Annotated in this window: 17 protein-coding genes; 2 read left to right on the top strand and 15 right to left on the bottom strand. The window is 71.0% G+C overall.

Annotated elements, in window-relative coordinates; translation table 11 throughout:
• Window positions 1–33 precede the first annotated feature (33 nt).
• The 8 genes from rpmF to JOE59_RS19075 form a co-directional block, all read right to left on the bottom strand.
• Window positions 34–237 (bottom strand): 50S ribosomal protein L32, encoded by a 204-nt coding sequence (rpmF, locus tag JOE59_RS04520; RefSeq protein ID WP_022891802.1) that lies wholly within the window; start codon window positions 235–237, stop codon window positions 34–36.
• 2 nt (window positions 238–239) lie between these two features.
• A complete protein-coding gene (locus JOE59_RS04515; RefSeq protein WP_307836947.1) occupies window positions 240–707 on the bottom strand; it encodes a YceD family protein in 468 nt (155 codons plus the stop codon).
• Between the two features lie 113 nt (window positions 708–820).
• Window positions 821–3,148: a transglutaminase TgpA family protein gene (locus JOE59_RS04510; RefSeq protein WP_204459126.1), complete on the bottom strand. Its 2,328-nt coding sequence runs from the start codon at window positions 3,146–3,148 to the stop codon at window positions 821–823.
• Window positions 3,138–4,520 (bottom strand): DUF58 domain-containing protein, encoded by a 1,383-nt coding sequence (locus JOE59_RS04505; protein WP_204459125.1) that lies wholly within the window; start codon window positions 4,518–4,520, stop codon window positions 3,138–3,140. Before JOE59_RS04505 ends, JOE59_RS04510 begins: the two co-directional genes overlap by 11 nt.
• A gap of 1 nt (window position 4,521) precedes the next feature.
• Window positions 4,522–5,526 (bottom strand): AAA family ATPase, encoded by a 1,005-nt coding sequence (locus JOE59_RS04500; RefSeq protein WP_374191115.1) that lies wholly within the window; start codon window positions 5,524–5,526, stop codon window positions 4,522–4,524.
• Complete coding sequence (gene coaD, locus JOE59_RS04495; protein WP_204459124.1) at window positions 5,523–6,014, bottom strand: pantetheine-phosphate adenylyltransferase; 492 nt, start codon at window positions 6,012–6,014, stop codon at window positions 5,523–5,525. Before coaD ends, JOE59_RS04500 begins: the two co-directional genes overlap by 4 nt.
• Before the next feature lie 51 nt (window positions 6,015–6,065).
• Window positions 6,066–8,318, bottom strand: coding sequence for an ATP-dependent DNA helicase RecG (locus tag JOE59_RS04490; RefSeq protein ID WP_204459123.1), 2,253 nt, complete (start codon window positions 8,316–8,318; stop codon window positions 6,066–6,068).
• Window positions 8,315–9,121: a tetratricopeptide repeat protein gene (locus JOE59_RS19075; RefSeq protein WP_204459122.1), complete on the bottom strand. Its 807-nt coding sequence runs from the start codon at window positions 9,119–9,121 to the stop codon at window positions 8,315–8,317. The genes JOE59_RS04490 and JOE59_RS19075 overlap by 4 nt, the downstream gene beginning before the upstream one ends.
• A gap of 284 nt (window positions 9,122–9,405) precedes the next feature.
• On the opposite strand from JOE59_RS19075, the gene JOE59_RS04480 reads away from it, so the two are divergent.
• Window positions 9,406–9,999, top strand: a complete 594-nt coding sequence (locus JOE59_RS04480; protein ID WP_204459121.1) for an RsmD family RNA methyltransferase — start codon at window positions 9,406–9,408, stop codon at window positions 9,997–9,999.
• Here the strand turns inward: JOE59_RS04480 and thiL are convergent.
• Window positions 9,969–10,979 (bottom strand): thiamine-phosphate kinase, encoded by a 1,011-nt coding sequence (gene thiL, locus JOE59_RS04475; RefSeq protein ID WP_204459120.1) that lies wholly within the window; start codon window positions 10,977–10,979, stop codon window positions 9,969–9,971. The two genes, JOE59_RS04480 and thiL, sit on opposite strands and share 31 nt — an antisense overlap.
• A gap of 72 nt (window positions 10,980–11,051) precedes the next feature.
• Here thiL and JOE59_RS04470 point away from each other — a divergent pair, with 72 nt between their 5' ends.
• Window positions 11,052–11,567 (top strand): DUF3515 domain-containing protein, encoded by a 516-nt coding sequence (locus JOE59_RS04470; protein WP_204459119.1) that lies wholly within the window; start codon window positions 11,052–11,054, stop codon window positions 11,565–11,567.
• A 107-nt stretch (window positions 11,568–11,674) separates the two neighbouring features.
• Here JOE59_RS04470 and JOE59_RS04465 read toward each other — a convergent pair whose 3' ends face one another.
• The 6 genes from JOE59_RS04465 to leuC are packed head-to-tail and all read right to left on the bottom strand — an operon-like array spanning window position 11,675 to window position 18,044.
• Complete coding sequence (locus JOE59_RS04465; protein ID WP_204459118.1) at window positions 11,675–12,763, bottom strand: D-alanine--D-alanine ligase family protein; 1,089 nt, start codon at window positions 12,761–12,763, stop codon at window positions 11,675–11,677.
• Window positions 12,663–13,817 carry an NAD(P)H-dependent glycerol-3-phosphate dehydrogenase gene (locus tag JOE59_RS04460; RefSeq protein ID WP_204459117.1) on the bottom strand — a complete coding sequence of 385 codons (1,155 nt, stop codon included), beginning with the start codon at window positions 13,815–13,817 and terminating at the stop codon, window positions 12,663–12,665. Before JOE59_RS04460 ends, JOE59_RS04465 begins: the two co-directional genes overlap by 101 nt.
• Window positions 13,807–14,550: a lysophospholipid acyltransferase family protein gene (locus JOE59_RS04455; RefSeq protein WP_204459116.1), complete on the bottom strand. Its 744-nt coding sequence runs from the start codon at window positions 14,548–14,550 to the stop codon at window positions 13,807–13,809. The genes JOE59_RS04460 and JOE59_RS04455 overlap by 11 nt, the downstream gene beginning before the upstream one ends.
• 40 nt (window positions 14,551–14,590) lie before the next feature.
• Window positions 14,591–15,961: a UDP-N-acetylglucosamine 1-carboxyvinyltransferase gene (gene murA / locus JOE59_RS04450; protein WP_204459115.1), complete on the bottom strand. Its 1,371-nt coding sequence runs from the start codon at window positions 15,959–15,961 to the stop codon at window positions 14,591–14,593.
• Window positions 15,958–16,578: a 3-isopropylmalate dehydratase small subunit gene (gene leuD / locus JOE59_RS04445; RefSeq protein WP_204459114.1), complete on the bottom strand. Its 621-nt coding sequence runs from the start codon at window positions 16,576–16,578 to the stop codon at window positions 15,958–15,960. The genes murA and leuD overlap by 4 nt, the downstream gene beginning before the upstream one ends.
• Before the next feature lie 2 nt (window positions 16,579–16,580).
• Window positions 16,581–18,044, bottom strand: coding sequence for a 3-isopropylmalate dehydratase large subunit (gene leuC, locus JOE59_RS04440; protein WP_204459113.1), 1,464 nt, complete (start codon window positions 18,042–18,044; stop codon window positions 16,581–16,583).
• Between the last annotated feature and the right edge of the window lie 19 nt (window positions 18,045–18,063).

Below are 18,063 nucleotides of genomic sequence, written 5' to 3'. Positions count from 1 at the left end.
GTCACGACCGGTCGTTCGGGTGTCTGGGGCCGACTAGACGTCGGCGACCTTGCGGCCCTTGTACTCGAGGAAGAGCGGGGTGCCCGCCGAGTCCTCGACGACCTTGGCGCGGTGAGGAAGGCTGTAGGTGACCTTGCCGTTCTCGACCGTCTTGACCAGGGTGGGGACCTCGGCCTTCCACTGCGCACGGCGCATGTGGGTTCGGGCGCGTGACTTCTTCCGCTTCGGAACAGCCATGACTATCTCTCTTCTCTCTGCTGGTCGGCGCCGGATGCGTCATCCGGGCCGCTGTCTTCGGAAGCCTGGAACCCTGCGAGCGCGGACCATCGTGGATCGCTGTGCTCAGGGGTGACGAGTTCCGGATGATCGGCCAGTCGGAGCCCGGTCTCGAGGTCGAGTCCCGGGCAATCCGGTCGGCACACCGGCTGGAACGGCAGTGCCAGCACTACCGCATCTCGGATGAGTGGTTCAAGATCCACGTGGTCGTCTTGAACCTCATACTCGATGGCTTCCCCAGAATGATACCCGAAGAGTTCTTGGAACTCGACTTCGACGGGCAGGGCGATGTCGATGAGGCATCGGCCGCACTCCCCCTCGGCGACCGCGTCGACCTCTGCGGTGACGAGGATGCCCTCATGCACCGACTCGAGTCGGACGTCGATGTCGAGCTCGGATCCGGCGCGAACGGCGACGAGTCCCTCGCCCATCTGGTCGCCGGCGGCGACGGAGAAGGGGTGCTCGCGCATCTCGCCGGGACGGTTGACGAGGTCGCGGACGTTCACACGGAACGGGGAATACTTGATGGCCACGATCGACGAGTCTACGCGCCGAGGGATGGGCGTTCGCCGAACGCCCGTCGCGCGACGTCGATGAGCGAACGCGGCGCGAGCACGGCACGCGCGCGCACCGCCGGTGCGGCATCGGCGAGCAGGGCAGCGCGCACCGTCGCGAGATCGCCGAGCAGGGCGGGTGCCGCCGCAATCGATGCGGCGTCTGGGCCGTACCGTTCGCGTTCGACGGCATCGCGGAGTTCGAACAGGGCAGCCCTCGCCTCGGCGCCGCCGAACGCCTCGCGCTCGGCGACCGACGCGGCGAACGCTCGGGCCGTCTCGGCGTCGTCGCCGCCCGCCCAGAGATCGCGAGCCGTCGCGATGACCTCGTCCCACGCGGCATCCGCGGGCCGTTCGCCCTTCGCGATGCGTCGGCGGCGCGTCCAGCGCTGCCCGAGACGCAGCATCGCCGGGAGGAGGAGCACGAGCAGCACGATGACTGCCACCGGCACACCGCGCTGCCACCACGCGTTCGCCGCGGCGTCGCCACCGGCCTGCCCGGCGAGCCCGCGATCGGGGTCGAGTTCGGGGCGGCCGCTCGCACCCGGGGTGACGGGTGCCGTGCTCGGCGCCGCCGCTCCGGTGCCGTCGCCCGCACCTGGCCGGGAGTAATCGGGCACGCTGCCGCGCCCCGGCGTCGGCTCGAACGGCACCCACCCGACGCCTTCGAAGTAGAGCTCGGGCCACGAGTGCAGGTCGTGCGAGTCGACCTCGATGCGCTGCACGCCGTCGACGCGCTCCTGCGTCGGGGACCCTTGCGTGTACCCGAGCGAGATGCGCGACGGGATGCCGATCTCGCGCGCGAGCACCGCCATCGTCGACGCGAAGTGCACGCAGTAACCCGACTTGGTCTCGAGGAACTTGGCGATCACGTCGAAGCCGCCGCCGTCGTAGCCCTCGGCGACCGGCGCCTCGGTCGAGTAGTCGAACTGGGAGGAGCGGAGGAAGGACTGGATCGCCACCGCCGCGTCGTAGCGGGAGGCGGTGCCCGCGGTCACCGTCGCCGCCGTGTCGGCGATGATCGGCGGCATCTCATCGGGGAGCGCGAGGTTGCCCTCGAGCTCTGCCGGCACCTCGGTGCTCGCCTGGCGAAGCTGTGCAACCGTGGGCTCCACCTCGACACGGGTGGCCGTGTAGTGCTGCCCACCGGTGTTCGTGTCGACGCTGCGCACCGAGAGCGACCCCTCGTCCCAGAACCAGGAACCGTTGAGACCCTCGATGCGCGAGGTCGGATACGGCACGGGGAGCCATGTCGTGCGCACCTCGTCGACGATCACCTCGATCGGATGCTCCGAGGTCTCGACCTCATCGGAGAGGCCCTCGGGCCTCGGCATCGCATCGACGGTGTTGTCGCCGTCGACGGCCTCCTTGCTGGCGCCCCACACCTCGCCCTCGAACTCGTCGAGCGTGAGCAGGGTGAAGTACGGACGGTCGGCGTCGCGAGCGAAGTAGTGGAAGGCCGGGCGTGCCTCGGGACGCCGCAGATCCCGCCCCAGGTCGATGAACGGGCTCACTCCGCGGCCGAACAGTGTGCCCGGGCTCTGCGACCCGAGCAGCAGGCTCGACGAGATGCTCGGCGTCGATGCGGCCAGGATCGATGCGGTGAGGAGGCCGACCGCGGCGAGGCCGAGCGATGCGCCGAGCGTCGAGACGATGGGCACCCGGTTCGGCGGCACGATCGTCGCGGCGTCATCGCCCTCGGCCCCGGCGGCGAGTCTCGCCCGTCGCCGCACCCGCACATCGACCCGGAGCAGCAGCAGGTATGCCGCCGCGGTCAGCACGAGGGCCGGGGCCTCTGCGCCCGCCTCGATGATGAAGCCCGGCACGACCACGGGCACGAGCGCCGGCACCGCGGCGAGCGCCGGCACCCTGAGGGTCTGCACGAGCACGTCGACGACGAAGGCGAGCAGCCCCGTGCCGAGCGCGAGGGCGAACAGCAGCGGCGGAACGGGGATGGCGGGCACCGACTGCTGCTCGATCGTGCGCTGGGCCCCCGCCATGAGGTCGCCGAAGGCCTCGAAGGTGCCCTGGGTCGGGATGACGAGGGCGATGCTCGTCGCCCCGCCGAACACGAGGGTCAGGAGGGCGAGGAGCACCACGAGTTCGAGCACGGGCACGAGCGAGGCGGGGGTGCGCAGCGCGCGCAGGCCGGTGCCGGCGAACAGCACGCCCCCGGCGATGAAGGCGCAGAGCCACCACCATCCGCTGCCGGCGATGAGCGGGCCGAGCGCCATCGCCGCGGTGGCGAGCAGCAGGAAGGACGCGGCGGTCAGGGCGAGCCGCTGAGCGCGCGACAGGGGAACCGGATCAGGACGCATCGGGCGCTCCGGGTGCGACAGGGCCGCGACCGGCGGCGGGGCTGCGCGGAGCAGCGGGCTGGACGCGGGTCGTGCCCGACCACGCCGCAGGGATGTCGGCCGCCCGGCGCACGCGCACGACGCGCCAGTCGGCCTTCTCGAGCAGATCGACGATGCCGCCGGACACCGCTTCCGTCGCGAAGACCACGGCCGGCTCGATGCTCGATCGCAATGCGATGAGCGAGCGGGCGTCGTGTTCGTCGGGGTCGACGAGCACGGCGAACCCCGGCATGCGGGCATCGCGGCCGCGCGAGCCCGCGGTGTGCGCCCGCGCGTTCGACGCGGCACGCACCCCAGCGGAGCCGGTGGGTCCGTCGAGACGGGCGAGGTCTTCGAGCATCAGTCGATCGCCGCCGGGCATGCGATAGCCGGCACCCGAATCGCCGGAGGCGAGTCCCCGCTCGGTGTCGTCGAGGCGGTCGCACCGCACCCGGTAGCCGTGCTCGAGCAGGTGCATGCCGATCGACGCCGCGACCTCGACGCCGAGTTCGAAGCCGAAATGCGGCCCGTCGTCGCCGTCGCGACGGTGACCCGCCGGCTTCGCACGCCCCGCCAGGGTCGTGTCGAGGATGATCCGCGCCTCGGGGTCGCCGCGCTGCTCCTCTTCGCGCACCATGAGCTCGCCTCGCCGGGCGGTCGCCGCCCAGTTCACCCGCCGCAGCGGGTCGCCGTAGCGGTACTCGCGTGCGATGAGCTCGTCGGAGTTCGGGTGGGTGCGCAACTGCAGGCCGTTGAGCACGCCGTCGACGCTCGCCGCCGAACCGAGCGCAGTGTCGAGCGGCGTCACCCGCGGCGTGACCACGATCTCGTGGGCGCCACCGATGTCGCGATCGACGCGGGCGAGGCCGAATGGATCGGCGATGCCGACCCGCAGCGGGCCGATCGGGTAGACCCCTCGGCGAGGGGTTCGCAGCCGGTACTCCACGCGCACCGTGTCGTCACCCGAGGGCAGCATCGACTCGTAGGGCCCCATCGCGGGCAGGATGGCCTCGGGCGCGGCCGTGAGCGTCGACGGCACTCCGTCGCGCCAGTGCGCCCCGTCGAAGGTTCGACGCGAACGGTTCTTGATGACGAGCGCCACCCGGGTCGAGGTGCCGGCGTCGACGACCGGCGGGGAGAATCTGCGGGTGACCCCGAGACTCGGCTTGCGCATGGCGACGAAGAGGGCGGCCACGGCCGGCATGGCGATGCCGACGAAGGCGAGCACGAGCACATCGCGCGAGTCGAACCAGAGCGACACCGCGAGCAGCAGCACCCCGACGATGACGAGCGTGGCACCCCGGCGAGTGAGCCGCGGCCAGGTCGCGATTCGAGCGGAGCGGGGGCGCCACATGTCAGTTCCTTCGCGCGCTGCCGACCGGAACCGGCGTCTCCCCCACGATTCGGCGCACGATGGCGTCGATGAGCGGCCCGCTGTCGCGGTCGTGCGCGCCGACCGCACGGCTCGTCGGCACGAGACGGTGCGCCAGCACCGGCACGGCGAGGGCGTCGACGTCGTCGGGCAGCACGAAGTCACGGCCGTGCATGGCCGCGTGCGCCTTCGCTGCGCGGATGAGCTGCAGCGTGGCTCGCGGGCTCGCGCCGAGTCGCAGCTGCCGGTCTTCACGCGTGGCCCGCGCGAGCTCGACGGCGTACTCCTTGACCGGCTGCGACGTGAAGACGTGCTGCACGGCCTCGATCATGCCGCGGAGCTCGTCGAGGTCGACGACCGGCTGCAGTGTGTCGAGCGGGCTCGACGTCTCACGGGTCGAGAGCATCGCCAACTCGTCGGTCGACGAGGGGTAGCCCATGGAGATGCGGGCCATGAAGCGGTCGCGCTGCGCCTCGGGCAACGGGTACGTGCCCTCCATCTCGACCGGGTTCTGCGTCGCGATGACCGTGAACGGCGGCTCGAGCCGATAGGTCGTGCCATCGGCGGTGACCTGGCGCTCCTCCATGCACTCGAGCAGCGCCGACTGCGTCTTCGGGCTCGCACGGTTGATCTCGTCGCCGATCACGATGTTGGCGAACACCGGCCCGTGCTTGAACTCGAAGCGCCGGCTCGCCTGGTCGAACACCGAGACGCCGGTGACATCGCTCGGCAGCAGGTCGGGCGTGAACTGGATGCGGCTGACCGTCGCGTCGACCGAGCGGGCGAGGGTCTTGGCGAGCATCGTCTTGCCCACACCGGGCACGTCTTCGATGAGCAGGTGACCCTCGGCGAGCAGCACCGTGAGCGCGCTCGTGACGGCCTCGCGCTTGCCGGCGATGACCGCCTCGACGTTCTGCACGATCGCGGCCGCCCGCGCACCGACCTCGTCGATGCCCATCTTCGCCGCGACGGCCGTCGTCTCGGTCATGGCGTCATCGCCGCCTGGAGGTACTCGGCCACCGCCGGCGGCACGTACGGAGCGACGTCGCCGCCGAGCGCGGACACCTGACGCACGAGCGAACTCGACACGTGCGCGTTCGCCGGGTCGGGCAGGAGGAACACCGTCTCGACCCCTGCGAGGTGGCGGTTGACGATCGCCATGGGCGTCTCGTAGGCGACGTCGAGCTGCGATCGCACGCCCTTCACGAGCACGGAGGCGCCGACATCGGTGCAGTAGTCGACGAGGAGGCCCATGCTCCACGACGCCACGACGATGCGGCCCCGGATACCGGCCTCGGCGATCGATCGCTCGATGAGCGAGACCCGCTGCGCGATCGGCAGCAGCGCCGACTTGTCGGGGTTGTGCACGACGACGACGTGCAGCTCGTCGTAGAGCCCGGCGGCCCGTTCGATGACGTCGAGGTGGCCGCGCGTGACGGGGTCGAACGATCCTGGGACGACGGCGATCCGCTGCATACGCACCAGCGTACTGCCCGCGCAGCCTCGCGCGAGGGGCTGTGGAGAGTCTCAGCCCTTGCTCAGGTATCCGCTGGTCTCCTCGTCGAGCCGGCGGCGCACGGCAGCAGCGAGCGCCGGGTGCGCAGCGAGCCCGTCGCCGCCGTCGAGCACCTCCTGCGCCATCTCGCGCGCCTCGGCGATGAGGTCGCCGTCGCGTGCGACCTTCAGGAGCTTCAGCGACGAGCGCCCGCCGGATTGCACGGCACCGAGCACGTCGCCCTCCTGCCGCAGCTCGAGATCGGCCTGGGCGAGTTCGAAGCCGTCGAGTGTCGCGGCGACGGCCTCGACGCGCTGCAGGGCGAGCGACCCGGGCACGGCCGACGTCACGAGCAGGCAGAGGCCGGGCACCGAGCCACGGCCGACCCGGCCGCGCAGCTGGTGCAGCTGCGAGACGCCGAACCGGTCGGCGTCGACGACGACCATGGCGCTCGCGTTCGGAACGTCGACGCCGACCTCGATGACCGTGGTCGCGACGAGCACGTCGATCTCACCGGCCGAGAACGCGCGCATCGTCGCGTCTTTCTCGTCGGCCGTCATGCGGCCGTGCAGGGGTGCGATGCGCGTCTCGGCGAAGCGGGGATGGGCGCGCAGCTCTGCCAGCACGGCGACGACGGATGCCACGGGCGCCGCGGCATCCGCTTGACCCTCGCCGTCTGCGGACACGACTCCGGCCGCGCCCCCGGGACCCTCGTCTTCGACGACCTTCGCCTCGATGGCGGGACAGACGACGAACGCCTGCCGCCCGAGCGCGAGCTCTTCGGCGAGCCGCTCCCAGATGCGCGGACGCCAGGTCGGCCGGATCGCGAGCGGCACGACCTGGGAGGTGATGCCGGCGCGGCCCGCCGGCAGCTCGCGGATGGTCGACACGTCGAGGTCGCCGAACACCGTCATCGCGACGGTGCGCGGAATCGGCGTGGCCGTCAGCACGAGCACGTGCGGGGGGCTCTGCCCCTTCAGGCGCAGGGCCTCGCGCTGCTCGACGCCGAAGCGGTGCTGCTCGTCGACGACGACGAGACCGAGGTCGGCGAACGAGACGTTGTCGCCGAGCAGCGCATGCGTGCCGACGACGATGCGGGACTGGCCCGCTGCCGCTCGCAGGAGCGCCTTCTTGCGCTCGGCGAGCGGGAGTTGGCCCGTGAGCAGGGTCGGCATGAGTTCTGCCGCCAGATCGGGGCCGAGCATCTTGGCGATCGATCGCAGGTGCTGGCCGGCGAGCACCTCGGTCGGAGCCAGCAGCGCCGACTGGCCGCCGGAGTCGGCGACGGCCAGCATCGCGCGGAGCGCCACGACCGTCTTGCCCGAGCCCACCTCGCCCTGCACGAGCCGGTTCATCGGCACCGGCTCGCCGAGGTCGTGCGCGATCTCGCCGCCGACCTCGAGCTGGTCGCCCGTGAGCGTGAACGGCAGTGCCGCGTCGAACCGCTCGAGGAGGCCACCGGGCACGGGCTGCCGCGCGGCGGTCGTGTGCGTGCGCAGCTCGGCACGGCGCTCGAGCAGCGCCGTCTGCAGCACGAACGCCTCGGTGAAGCGCAGCGTGCCGCGTGCACGCTTCCAGTCGCCGTCGCGCTCGGGCCGGTGCACGAGTTCGAGCGCCTCACGGTGCGCCAGGAGCGACTTCGCGGCGCGCACCGACGCGGGCAGGGGGTCGTCGAGCGGGGCGAGCCCGTCGAGCACGAGCTCGATCGCCTTCGCGATCTGCCAGCTGGCGAGCGTGCTCGTCGCGGGGTAGATCGGGATCGGCGCCTCAGCCCAGCGCTTGGCGGCCGCATCACCGGCCTCGAGCGGCGTGGCGTCGTCGAACAGCTCGTAGTCGGGGTGCGCGAGCTGGCGCTGCCCCTTGTAGTCGCTCACCTTGCCGGCGAAGATGCCGCGACGCCCCGGCCGGAGGTCGGCGGCGCGCCAGCGCTGGTTGAAGAACGTGAGCGTCAGCACGCCCGTGCCGTCGGTGATCTTCGCCTCGACGATCGAGCCGCGGCGAGCGCGCATCGACCGTTCGCCGACCTCGATCACCTCGGCGATGATCGTGATGTTCTCGTCGAGCGGCAGGGTCGCGAGCGCGGTGAGTTCGCCGCGCATGGCGTAGCGCCGCGGGTAGTGCGCGAGCAGGTCGCCGACGGTGCGGTGCCCGAACCCGCGCTCGAACGCCTGGGCCGTGCGACCGCCGAGTGCACCCGACAGCCGGGAGTCGAGGGTGAACGAGCCGGGCGCGATCTCGCCGCCGGTCGTCGCGTCGCGCCCCTCGGTGTCGCGCCCATCGGTCATGGCTCGATCGTAGGCTCCGCCTCCGTCAGCGCGGCGAGCTCCGCCTGCACGTACGGGTCGTCGGGGCGTGCCTCCGAGAGCTCGCGCTGCAGCGCGAGCGCCTCGTCGGTGCGGCCGAGGGTGCGCAGGCACCGGGCGACCGACCAGCGGGCGACGTGGCGCTGCTCGGCCGTGCCGTAGCGGTCAGCGGCGTCGACGGCCTGCTCGAAGTGGGTGAGGGCTCCGTCGGCCCTGCCGCCGTCGTGCATCGTCCAGCCGAGGTTGTTGTGCAGGGCGACGCCCCAGCGCAGCAACCGTGCGTCGCGCACCCCGTCGAGCACGTCGAACCCCTCGGCGGCCCACTCCTCTTCATGCCCGGCGTCGTTCAGCGCGAGCATGTGCAGCGCGTCGAGCACGAGGAACGTCGATCCGGCGAGCGCGGCCTCGCGCACGCCACGGGTGAGTTCGGGCACGGCGTCGGCCGGGCGACCGGCGGATGCCGCGAGCCGGCCCCGCTCGATCGCCACACGAGCCCGGAGCTCTGCGGCGTCCTTTCCGCGATCAGCGGCGGGAACGCCTGCCGCAACGCCCTCGAGCGCCGCGAGCGCCTCGTCGACACGGCCCTGGATGCCGACGGCCCGAGCGAGCTGCGTCGTCATCACGGCGCGCAGGTGCGCGGAGTTGCCGTCGTCGTCTGCGGCCTCCCTGAACCGCTCCTCACTGGCCGCAGGGTTCCCGAAATCCCAGAGTCGGTCGATCATCTGCTGTTCGGCGCCGCGGTGTCGGGACGGTTCGGCGGGCACCTGGTCGGTCGAGTCATCCACCCTCCCATCATGGCAGCGCCCGGAGGTCGGCCGAGCATGCCGCGCATCCACGCATCATGGCAGCGCCCGGAGGTCGCCCGAGCATGCCGCGCATCCACGCATCATGGCAGCGCCCGGAGGTCGGCCGAGCATGCCGCGCATCCACGCATCATGGCAGCGCCCGGAGGTCGCCCGAGCATGCCGCGCATCCACGCATCATGGCAGCGCCCGGAGGTCGGCCGAGCATGCCGCGCATCCACGCATCATGGCAGCGCCCGGAGGTCGGCCGTTATGCTCGCCTGAGCATGACCCGCATCATCGCCGGATACGCCGGCTCACTCACCCTCCGGGTGCCGCGCTCCGGCACCCGTCCCACGAGCGACCGCGTGCGCGAGGCGATCTTCTCCGCTCTCGAGGCGCGAGACGCCCTCGACGGCGCCCGCGTGCTCGATCTCTACGCCGGCTCCGGCGCACTCGGCCTCGAGGCTGCGAGCCGCGGCGCCACCGACGTCGTGCTCGTCGAACGCGCCAAGCCCGCAGCCGAAGTGTGCCGCGCCAATGCCGATGCCCTGCTGAAGGCGGCGAAGGGCGGGCGTCGACCGCACCTCCGCGTGGCCGTGCGCCCCGTGGCGGCGTATCTCGAGACGGCTGCCGCAGGCGTCGACCTCGCGTTCATCGACCCGCCGTACGACCTCGACGAGGTCGCCCTCGCACGCGACCTCGAGCTGCTCGCGCCCCTGCTCGCACCCGACGCCGTCGTGATGGTCGAACGGAGCTCCCGCTCTCCCGAACCCGCGTGGCCCGCCGGCATCGAACCCGAACGCCGCCGCGACTACGGCGAGACGACCCTGTGGTGGGCGACCACGGCTCAGCCCGACCTGCCGTCCCAGCCCGAGTAGGGATCCCACCCCGCCGAATCGATCGCGACGCCGTCGACGAAGAGCCGGCCCGCCGCGCCGGTCACGACGCCGATGCGCGCGAACGGTTCGGGCAGCGGGACATCGGCCGGGAAGGTCGCGAGCAGACCGTGGTCCTCGCCTCCCGCGAGGGCGAGACGCACATCCGGCCCGAGCGCGCTCGCCGAGAAGTCGATGCCGACGCCGCTCGCCTGGGCGATGCGGCGGGCGTCCCGCGCGAGCCCGTCGGAGACGTCGAGCATCGCCGTCGCCCCTCCGATCGCCGCAGCGACCCCGGCGGCGACCGGCGGCGACGGCGCCAACTGGGCCGCGACGAGTTCGGGATGCCTGGCGCGCAACGCCACGGCCGCGGCGGCGTCGGGTTCGCCCGCGGCATCCGTCGCCTCGTCGAAGAGCAGGGCGAGACCGAGGGCGGCGTCGCCGCGAACGCCGGCGTGCGCGACGACGTCGCCGGGGCGGGCGCCGCTCCGGGTCACCGGCGACCGGCCCTCGAGGTCTCCGAAGGCGGTCACCGCGATCGTCAGCACCGCGGAGGCCGTGAGGTCGCCGCCGACGACGCCCGCCCCCGGGGCGAGCGCCGCGAGTCCCTCGCGGAGGCCGTCGGCGATGCCCTCGAGCACCACGGCGTCGAGCGACGGCGGCGCGGCGATCGCCACCACGAGTGCGGTCGGGCGTGCGCCCATGGCGGCGACGTCGGTCAGGTTCGTGGCCGCCGCCTTCCAGCCGAGCTCGTAGGGCGTCGACCAGGCGAGCCGGAAGTCGGGGCCCTGCACCATGAGGTCGGTGGTCACGACGAACCGCCCGTCGGCGGCGGCGATCACCGCCGCATCGTCGCCCGGGCCGAGGATCGCCGCGTCGGCCGGGCGCAACCGCGGCAGGATGCGCGCCAGCGCGGCGTCTTCACCGAGTTCGCCGACGGTACGGGGCAGGGCTGCGGGGTCCGCGCGGTCGGGCTCGTGCATGCCTTCACGCTAGCGTGCGTGCGGGCGACGACGTCCAGCTCCGCTCCGGCTGCTCGCGATAGCCTGAACGGGATGTCCGATTCCTCCGTCGCCCCCCGGTCTCGCCCGAGACGCCGCCTGCTCGCCGCCGCCGTCACCGCCGCCTCGGTGCTCGTGCTCGCCGGCTGCAGCCAGCCCGTTCCGATCGAGACCGCGCCGCTCGCGAGCGATCCCGCATGCGCGGCCGTCGTCGTGCGCCTTCCCGACACGCTCGCGAAGGACACCGAGGCCGAACAGGTCGAGCGCGAGACCAACGCGCAGGGCACCGGAGCCTGGGGCGAACCGGCATCCGTCATCCTGCGCTGCGGCGCCGAGACGCCCGGCCCGACGACCGATCGGTGCGTGAGCGTCAACGGAGTCGACTGGGTGATCGACGAGTCGGATGCCCCGAACTACCTGTTCACGACGTACGGGCGCACGCCGGCCGTCGAGGTGCTCGTCGACAACGACGTGGTCTCGGGCACGACCGTCATCACCGAGCTCGCGGCCGCGGTCTCCGTGATCCCGGCCGACGGCGGCTGCACGACGCTCGACGAGACGACGGACTGAGGCCCACGCATCCTGCCGGTTGAGCCTGCCGAAACCACGACCTGGGTTTCGGCCGGCCCTGGGCTTCGGCAGGCTCGGGCTTCGGCAGGCTCAACCCGCAGATGAAGCTAGCGGCTGCCCCGCGCGTACCCGCCGTCGATGAGTTCGGCGATGAGGTCGGGGTAGGCCAGCCCCGACTGCTGCCAGCAGGTCGGGAACATCGAGATCGGCGTGAAGCCCGGCATCGTGTTGATCTCGTTCACGACGAAGCCCTCGTCGGTCAGGAACACGTCGACGCGCGCGAGCCCCTCGCCGCCGATCGCCTCGAACGCGTGGCGCGCGACGCGCTGCAGCTCGAAGAGCTCGCCGTCGCCGAGCTCGGCGGGGCAGATCAGCTCGACGCCCGGAGCGTCGAGGTACTTCGCCTCGAAGTCGTAGAACTCGCGGCCGCTCACGACGACCTCGCCGGCGACGCTCACACGAACGGGGGTGCCTGAGCCGCCGAGCACACCGCACTCGATCTCGCGGCCGACCACGGCCGCCTCGACGAGCACCGTGCCGTCTTCGGCGAACGCGGTCTCGAGGGCCGCGTCGAGCTCCGACCAGTCGGCCACCTTCGTCACGCCCACCGACGAGCCGGCGCGTGCCGGCTTCACGAAGACGGGCATGCCGAGCGCCTTGGTGCGGCGCTCCCACAGCTCGCGATTCTCGTCGAGCGAGGCGCGGGTCAACGTCACCCACGGTGCCACGGCGATGCCGGCGCCCTCGAGCACCGTCTTCGTGAAGTGCTTGTCCATGCCGATCGACGAGGCGAGCACGCCGTTTCCGACGTACGGCAGGCCGAGGAGCTCCAGCAGCCCCTGCACCGTGCCGTCTTCGCCGAAGCGGCCGTGCAGGATCGGGAAGACCACGTCGACGTCGCCGAGCGAGCGTTCGCCCGAGGCATCCGTCACCTTCAGCTCGCGCGACGACGCGCTCTCCGGCCAGCGCACCCGACTGCCGTTGTCGACGACCTCGGGCAGATGCGCCGGGTCGAGGGCGAAGCGGTCGGCGTCGTCGGACTCGAGCACGAACGCGCCGTCGTGGGTGATCCCGACCGGGATCACCTCGAAACGGCTACGGTCGATCGCCCGAAGCACCCCGCCCGCCGTGGCGCAGCTGATCGAATGCTCGCTGGAACGCCCTCCGAACAGCAGAACCACTCTGAGCTTGTCCATCGATCGTCCTTTCGCCCTGAGGCTCGTCGTCTGTCGTGAGGTGCGGCGCGATGTCCTTCGGGTCGAGGGTGCCCGCGAGCACCTGTCGGACCTGTTCGACGATGGGCATGTCGACGCCCATCGCACGCGCCAGTTCGAGGATCGGCCCGACCGATGCGAGCCCCTCTGTGGTCTGCTGCATCTGATTGACGACGTCGTTCAGGTGGTAGCCCTGGCCGAGCAGCCGCCCGGCGGTGTTGTTGCGCGAGAGCGGCGACTGGCTCGTCGCGATGAGGTCGCCGAGCCCCGCGAGCCCGGCGAGGGTCTCGGGGTGCGCGCCGTACGCGACCGCGAAGTCGGTCATCTCGACGAGACCGCGCGTGATGATCGACGCCTTCGTGTTCTCGCCGTAGCCGACGCCGTCGACGATGCCGATCGCGACGGCGATGAGGTTCTTCAGCACGCCGCCGAACTCGGTGCCGATCACGTCGGTGTTCACGAACGTGCGGAAGTAGCGGTTGCGCGCAACGGATGCCACGGCCTGGGCCGTCTCGAGACTCGTCGACGACACGACGGCGGCCGTCGGCTGCTCCTTCGCGATCTCGAGCGCGAGGTTCGGCCCCGAGATCACGGCGATCTGCGCCGGGTCGAGGCGCAGCACCTCGGCGATGACCTCGCTCATGCGCTTGCCCGTCGACTTCTCGACGCCCTTCATGAGCGAGACCACGGATGCCTGTGCGTGCAGGTGCGGCGCGATGATCGCGAGATTCTCGCGCAGCGACTGGCTCGGCACCGAGATGTAGACCTGCTCGGCGCCCGCGAGGGCGAGGTCGAGGCGGCTCGTGGCACGGAGGCCGAGCGGCAGGTTCACGCCCGGGAGGTAGTCGCTGTTGCGCTTGGCCTCCTGGATCTCACGTGCCAGCTCGGGGCGCCGGGCCCACAGCACCACATCGGCGCCGCCGTCGGCGAGGATCTTCGCGAAGGTGGTGCCCCAGCTGCCGGCGCCGAGGACGGCGACGCGCTTGCCTGCGGCCTTGCGGCCTCCGGACTTCTTGGCGGGATCTCTAGTCTTCAAGGCGCCCCGTCTCCTTCTGGCCGTGCTGAGTCGGATCCCAACGCTCGGCCGGTGCCGGCTCACCGCGCAGCTCTGCGAGCAGTTCGGCGACCGCGTCCATGAGCTCCCCCGTCGCCTCGAGCAGGCTGCTCTGCGTGAGCGGCCGGCCTCGATAGGCGCTGAGGTCGAGCGGTTCGCCGATGATCACGTCGATCGTCTTGCGCGGGAACGGGTGGAGCTTCTTGCCGTAGCGCGGCATCAGCTCCTGCGTGCCCCAGTGGGCCGCGGGGATGATCGGGATGTCGCGCTCGAGTGCGATGCGCACGGCGCCCGTCTTGCCGCGCATCGGCCACAGGTCGGGGTCGCGGGTGAGCGAGCCCTCGGGGTAGACGACGACCATGCGCCCCTTCTCGACGAGCTCCTCCGCTGCGCGGAGCGCCCGGTGGCTCTTGCTGCCCGCACGCTCGACCGGGATCTGCCCGGAGGTGCGCAGGAGCCAACCCAGCACGGGGTTCTTGAAGAGCGAGGCCTTCGCGAGGAAGCGCGGCGCGCGGCCGAGCTTCCACACGGCCGCCCCGATCACGAGCGGGTCGATCTCGCTGTAGTGGTTCGGCGCGAGCACGAATGCGCCCGACTGGGGCAGCCGTTCACGGTGGTGGAACCGGTAGCGGACCGCGAGTCCGAGCGGTGGGAGGGCGATGGCCGCGAGCAACCAGAAGAACGACGGTCGGCGGGTCTCCGAACGCGGCTTCATCGAACTCGTCGAGGATGTGTCGTCGTGTGGCACTCCCCCATTATCCTTCGAGTTCGAAGTCCGCCCCGAGGAGCTCCAGCTTCGTGATGAAGTTCTCGTAACCGCGAGCGATGATGCCGACGTTCGAGACGGTCGAACGGCCGTCGGCCGTGAGCGCCGCGATGAGGTGGCTGAACCCGCCGCGCAGGTCGGGCACCTCGATGTCGGCACCGGTGAGCTTCGTCGGGCCCGAGATGACGGCGGAGTGCTTGAAGTTGCGCTGCCCGAACCGGCACGGACGACCGCCGAGGCACTCCTTGTGCACCTCGATCGACGCGCCCATCTCGACGAGCGCGTCGACGAAGCCGAAGCGCTGCTCGTAGACCGTCTCGTGCACGATCGAGACGCCCTTCGCCTTCGTGAGGGCGATCACGAGCGGCTGCTGCCAGTCGGTCATGAAGCCGGGGTGCACGTCGGTCTCGATGATGACGGGCGAGAGCTCGCCGCCGGGGTGGAAGAAGCGGATGCCGTCTTCCTGGATCTCGAAGTCGCCGCCGACCTTGCGGAAGACGTTGAGGAAGGTCAGCATCTCGGCCTGGCGTGCGCCGCCGACGAAGATGTCGCCGTCGGTCGCGAGGGCCGCAGCGGCCCAGCTCGCGGCCTCATTGCGGTCGAAGAGCGCGCGGTGCGTGTAGCCGTCGAGCTTGTCGACGCCCTCGATGCGGATGACCCGGTCGGTGTCGACCGTGATGATCGCACCCATCTTCTGCAGGATGTTGATGAGATCCATGATCTCGGGCTCGATGGCCGCTCCCGAGAGCTCGGTGATGCCGTCGGCGAGCACCGCGGTCAGCAGCACCTGCTCGGTCGCCCCGACGCTCGGGTAGGGCAGCGAGACCTTGGCGCCGTGCAGGCCGCCGGGCGCCGACATGCGGATGCCGCTCGGCAGCTTCTCGACGATGGCGCCGAAGTTGCGCAGCACCTCGAGGTGGTAGTCGATCGGGCGGTCGCCGATGCGGCAGCCGCCGAGGTCGGGGATGAACGCCTCGCCGAGACGGTGCAGCAGCGGGCCGCAGAACAGGATCGGGATGCGGCTCGACCCGGCGTGCGCGTCGATGTCGGCCATGTGGGCGGTCTCGACGGCCGACGGGTCGAGGATGAGCTCGCCCTCTTCGATGCCCTGCGTCACGCTCACGCCGTGCACCTCGAGGAGGCCGCGGACGATGCGGACGTCGCTGATGTTCGGCACGTCTTTCAGCACGCTCGGAGTGTCGCCGAGGATGGCCGCGACCATCGCCTTGGTGACGAGGTTCTTCGCGCCCTTCAACTCGATGCGACCGCGGAGCGGCTTGCCGCCGTTGATCGTGATCTTGTCGACGTTCAACCCGACTGCCGTTCCATGGTTCTTGGCATCTTGCCCGAGTGTGTTCACAGACTCCCTGATTCCGCCGGCTCCCGGATGGGGAGCGTCTTCGGCCGCCACGATTCTCGATGAGACTCGAACTCGGCGATTGCCGCTTCATCTCTGAGGGTGAGCCCGATGTCATCGAGCCCCTCGAGCAGCCTCCATCGAGTGTAGTCGTCGATCTCGAACGGCACCTTCAGCGACCCTACGGTCACTGTTCGCTCAACCAGATCGACGGTGACCTCTATTCCCGGGTCCGCCTCGACGACCTCCCAGAGCCGCTCGACGTCCTCATAGGCGACCTGTGCGGCGAGCAGGCCCTGCTTGCCCGAGTTGCCGCGGAAGATGTCGCCGAATCGCGAGCTGATGACGACGTCGAAGCCGAAGTCGCGCAGCGCCCAGACGGCGTGCTCGCGGCTCGAGCCGGTGCCGAAGTCGGGGCCGGCGATGAGCACCTTCACACCCTGGTGCTCGGGCCGGTTCAGCACGAAGTCGGGGTCCTGGCGCCAGGCGTGGAAGAGCGCGTCGTCGAACCCGGTCTTCGTGACCCGCTTCAGGAACACCGCGGGGATGATCTGGTCGGTGTCGACGTTCGAGCGGCGCATCGGCGCAGCGGTGCCCGTGACGGTGGTGATCTTCTCCATGATCAGTTCCCCTCCCCTTCGGTCTGCAGATCCCAGGGGCTCGAGAGGGTTCCGCGGATGGCGGTGGCAGCGGCCACCAGCGGCGACACGAGGTGCGTACGGCCGCCCTTGCCCTGGCGCCCCTCGAAGTTGCGGTTCGAGGTCGACGCGCAGCGCTCGCCCGGGGCGAGCTGGTCGGGGTTCATGCCGAGGCACATCGAGCAGCCCGCGAATCGCCATTCGGCGCCGAAATCGGTGAAGACCTTGTCGAGGCCCTCTGCCTCCGCCTCGAGACGCACGCGAGCCGAGCCGGGCACGACCATGACGCGTACGCCATCGGCCTTCTGCTTGCCCTTGATGATCGAGGCGAACGCCCGCAGGTCTTCGATGCGACTGTTGGTGCACGAGCCCATGAACACCGCGTCGACGCGGATGTCCTTCAGCGGCGTGCCCGCCTCGAGGTCCATGTACTCGAGCGCCCGCTCGGCGGCGGCGCGCTCGTGCTGGTCCTCGATGGCGGCCGGGTCGGGAACGTTCTCGGAGAGCGAGACGCCCTGACCGGGGTTCGTGCCCCAGGTGACGAAGGGCTCGAGCGTGTCGGCGTCGATGAACACCTCGGCGTCGAACGTGGCGCCCTCGTCGGTGGCGAGCGTGTCCCAGTAGGCGACGGCGGTGTCCCAGTCGGCGCCGGACGGTGCGTGGTCGCGACCTTCGAGGTACGCGTAGGTCGTGGCATCCGGGGCCACCATGCCGGCTCGCGCACCCGCTTCGATCGACATGTTGCAGATGGTCATGCGCCCGTCCATCGAGAGCGCGCGGATCGCGCTGCCGCGGTACTCGAGCACGTAGCCCTGGCCGCCGCCGGTGCCGATCTTCGCGATGACCGCGAGGATGATGTCCTTCGCGGTGACCCCGGGACGCAGTGCGCCCTCGACGTTGATCGCCATGGTCTTGAAGGGCTTCAGCGGCAGGGTCTGCGTGGCGAGCACGTGCTCGACCTCGCTCGTGCCGATGCCGAACGCCATCGCGCCGAACGCGCCGTGGGTCGAGGTGTGCGAGTCGCCGCACACCACCGTGATGCCGGGCTGCGTCAGGCCGAGCTGCGGGCCCACGACGTGCACGATGCCCTGTTCCTTGTCGCCGAGGGAGTGCAGGCGGATACCGAACTCCGCGGCGTTTCGACGCAGAGTCTCGATCTGCGTGCGGCTCGTCAGGTCGGCGATCGGCTTGTCGATGTCGAGCGTCGGCGTGTTGTGGTCTTCGGTCGCGATCGTCAGATCGGGCCGGCGCACGGGGCGGCCGGCCATGCGCAGGCCGTCGAAGGCCTGCGGGCTGGTGACCTCGTGCACGAGGTGCAGGTCGATGTAGATCAGGTCGGGGGTGCCGTCTTCGCCCTGCTTGACCAGGTGGGCGTTCCACACCTTCTCGGCCAGGGTGCGCGGGGCTTCACCCGTTGCGACAGCGTTGTTCGTGGGTGCTGCGTTCATGCGTTCGTCTTCCTCAGGT

The organism is Agromyces cerinus (genome assembly GCF_016907835.1).
GTDB lineage: Bacteria > Actinomycetota > Actinomycetes > Actinomycetales > Microbacteriaceae > Agromyces > Agromyces nitratus.
Note: the sequence above shows the minus strand (reverse complement) of the source record. Positions and strands in the feature narration are given on the sequence as shown.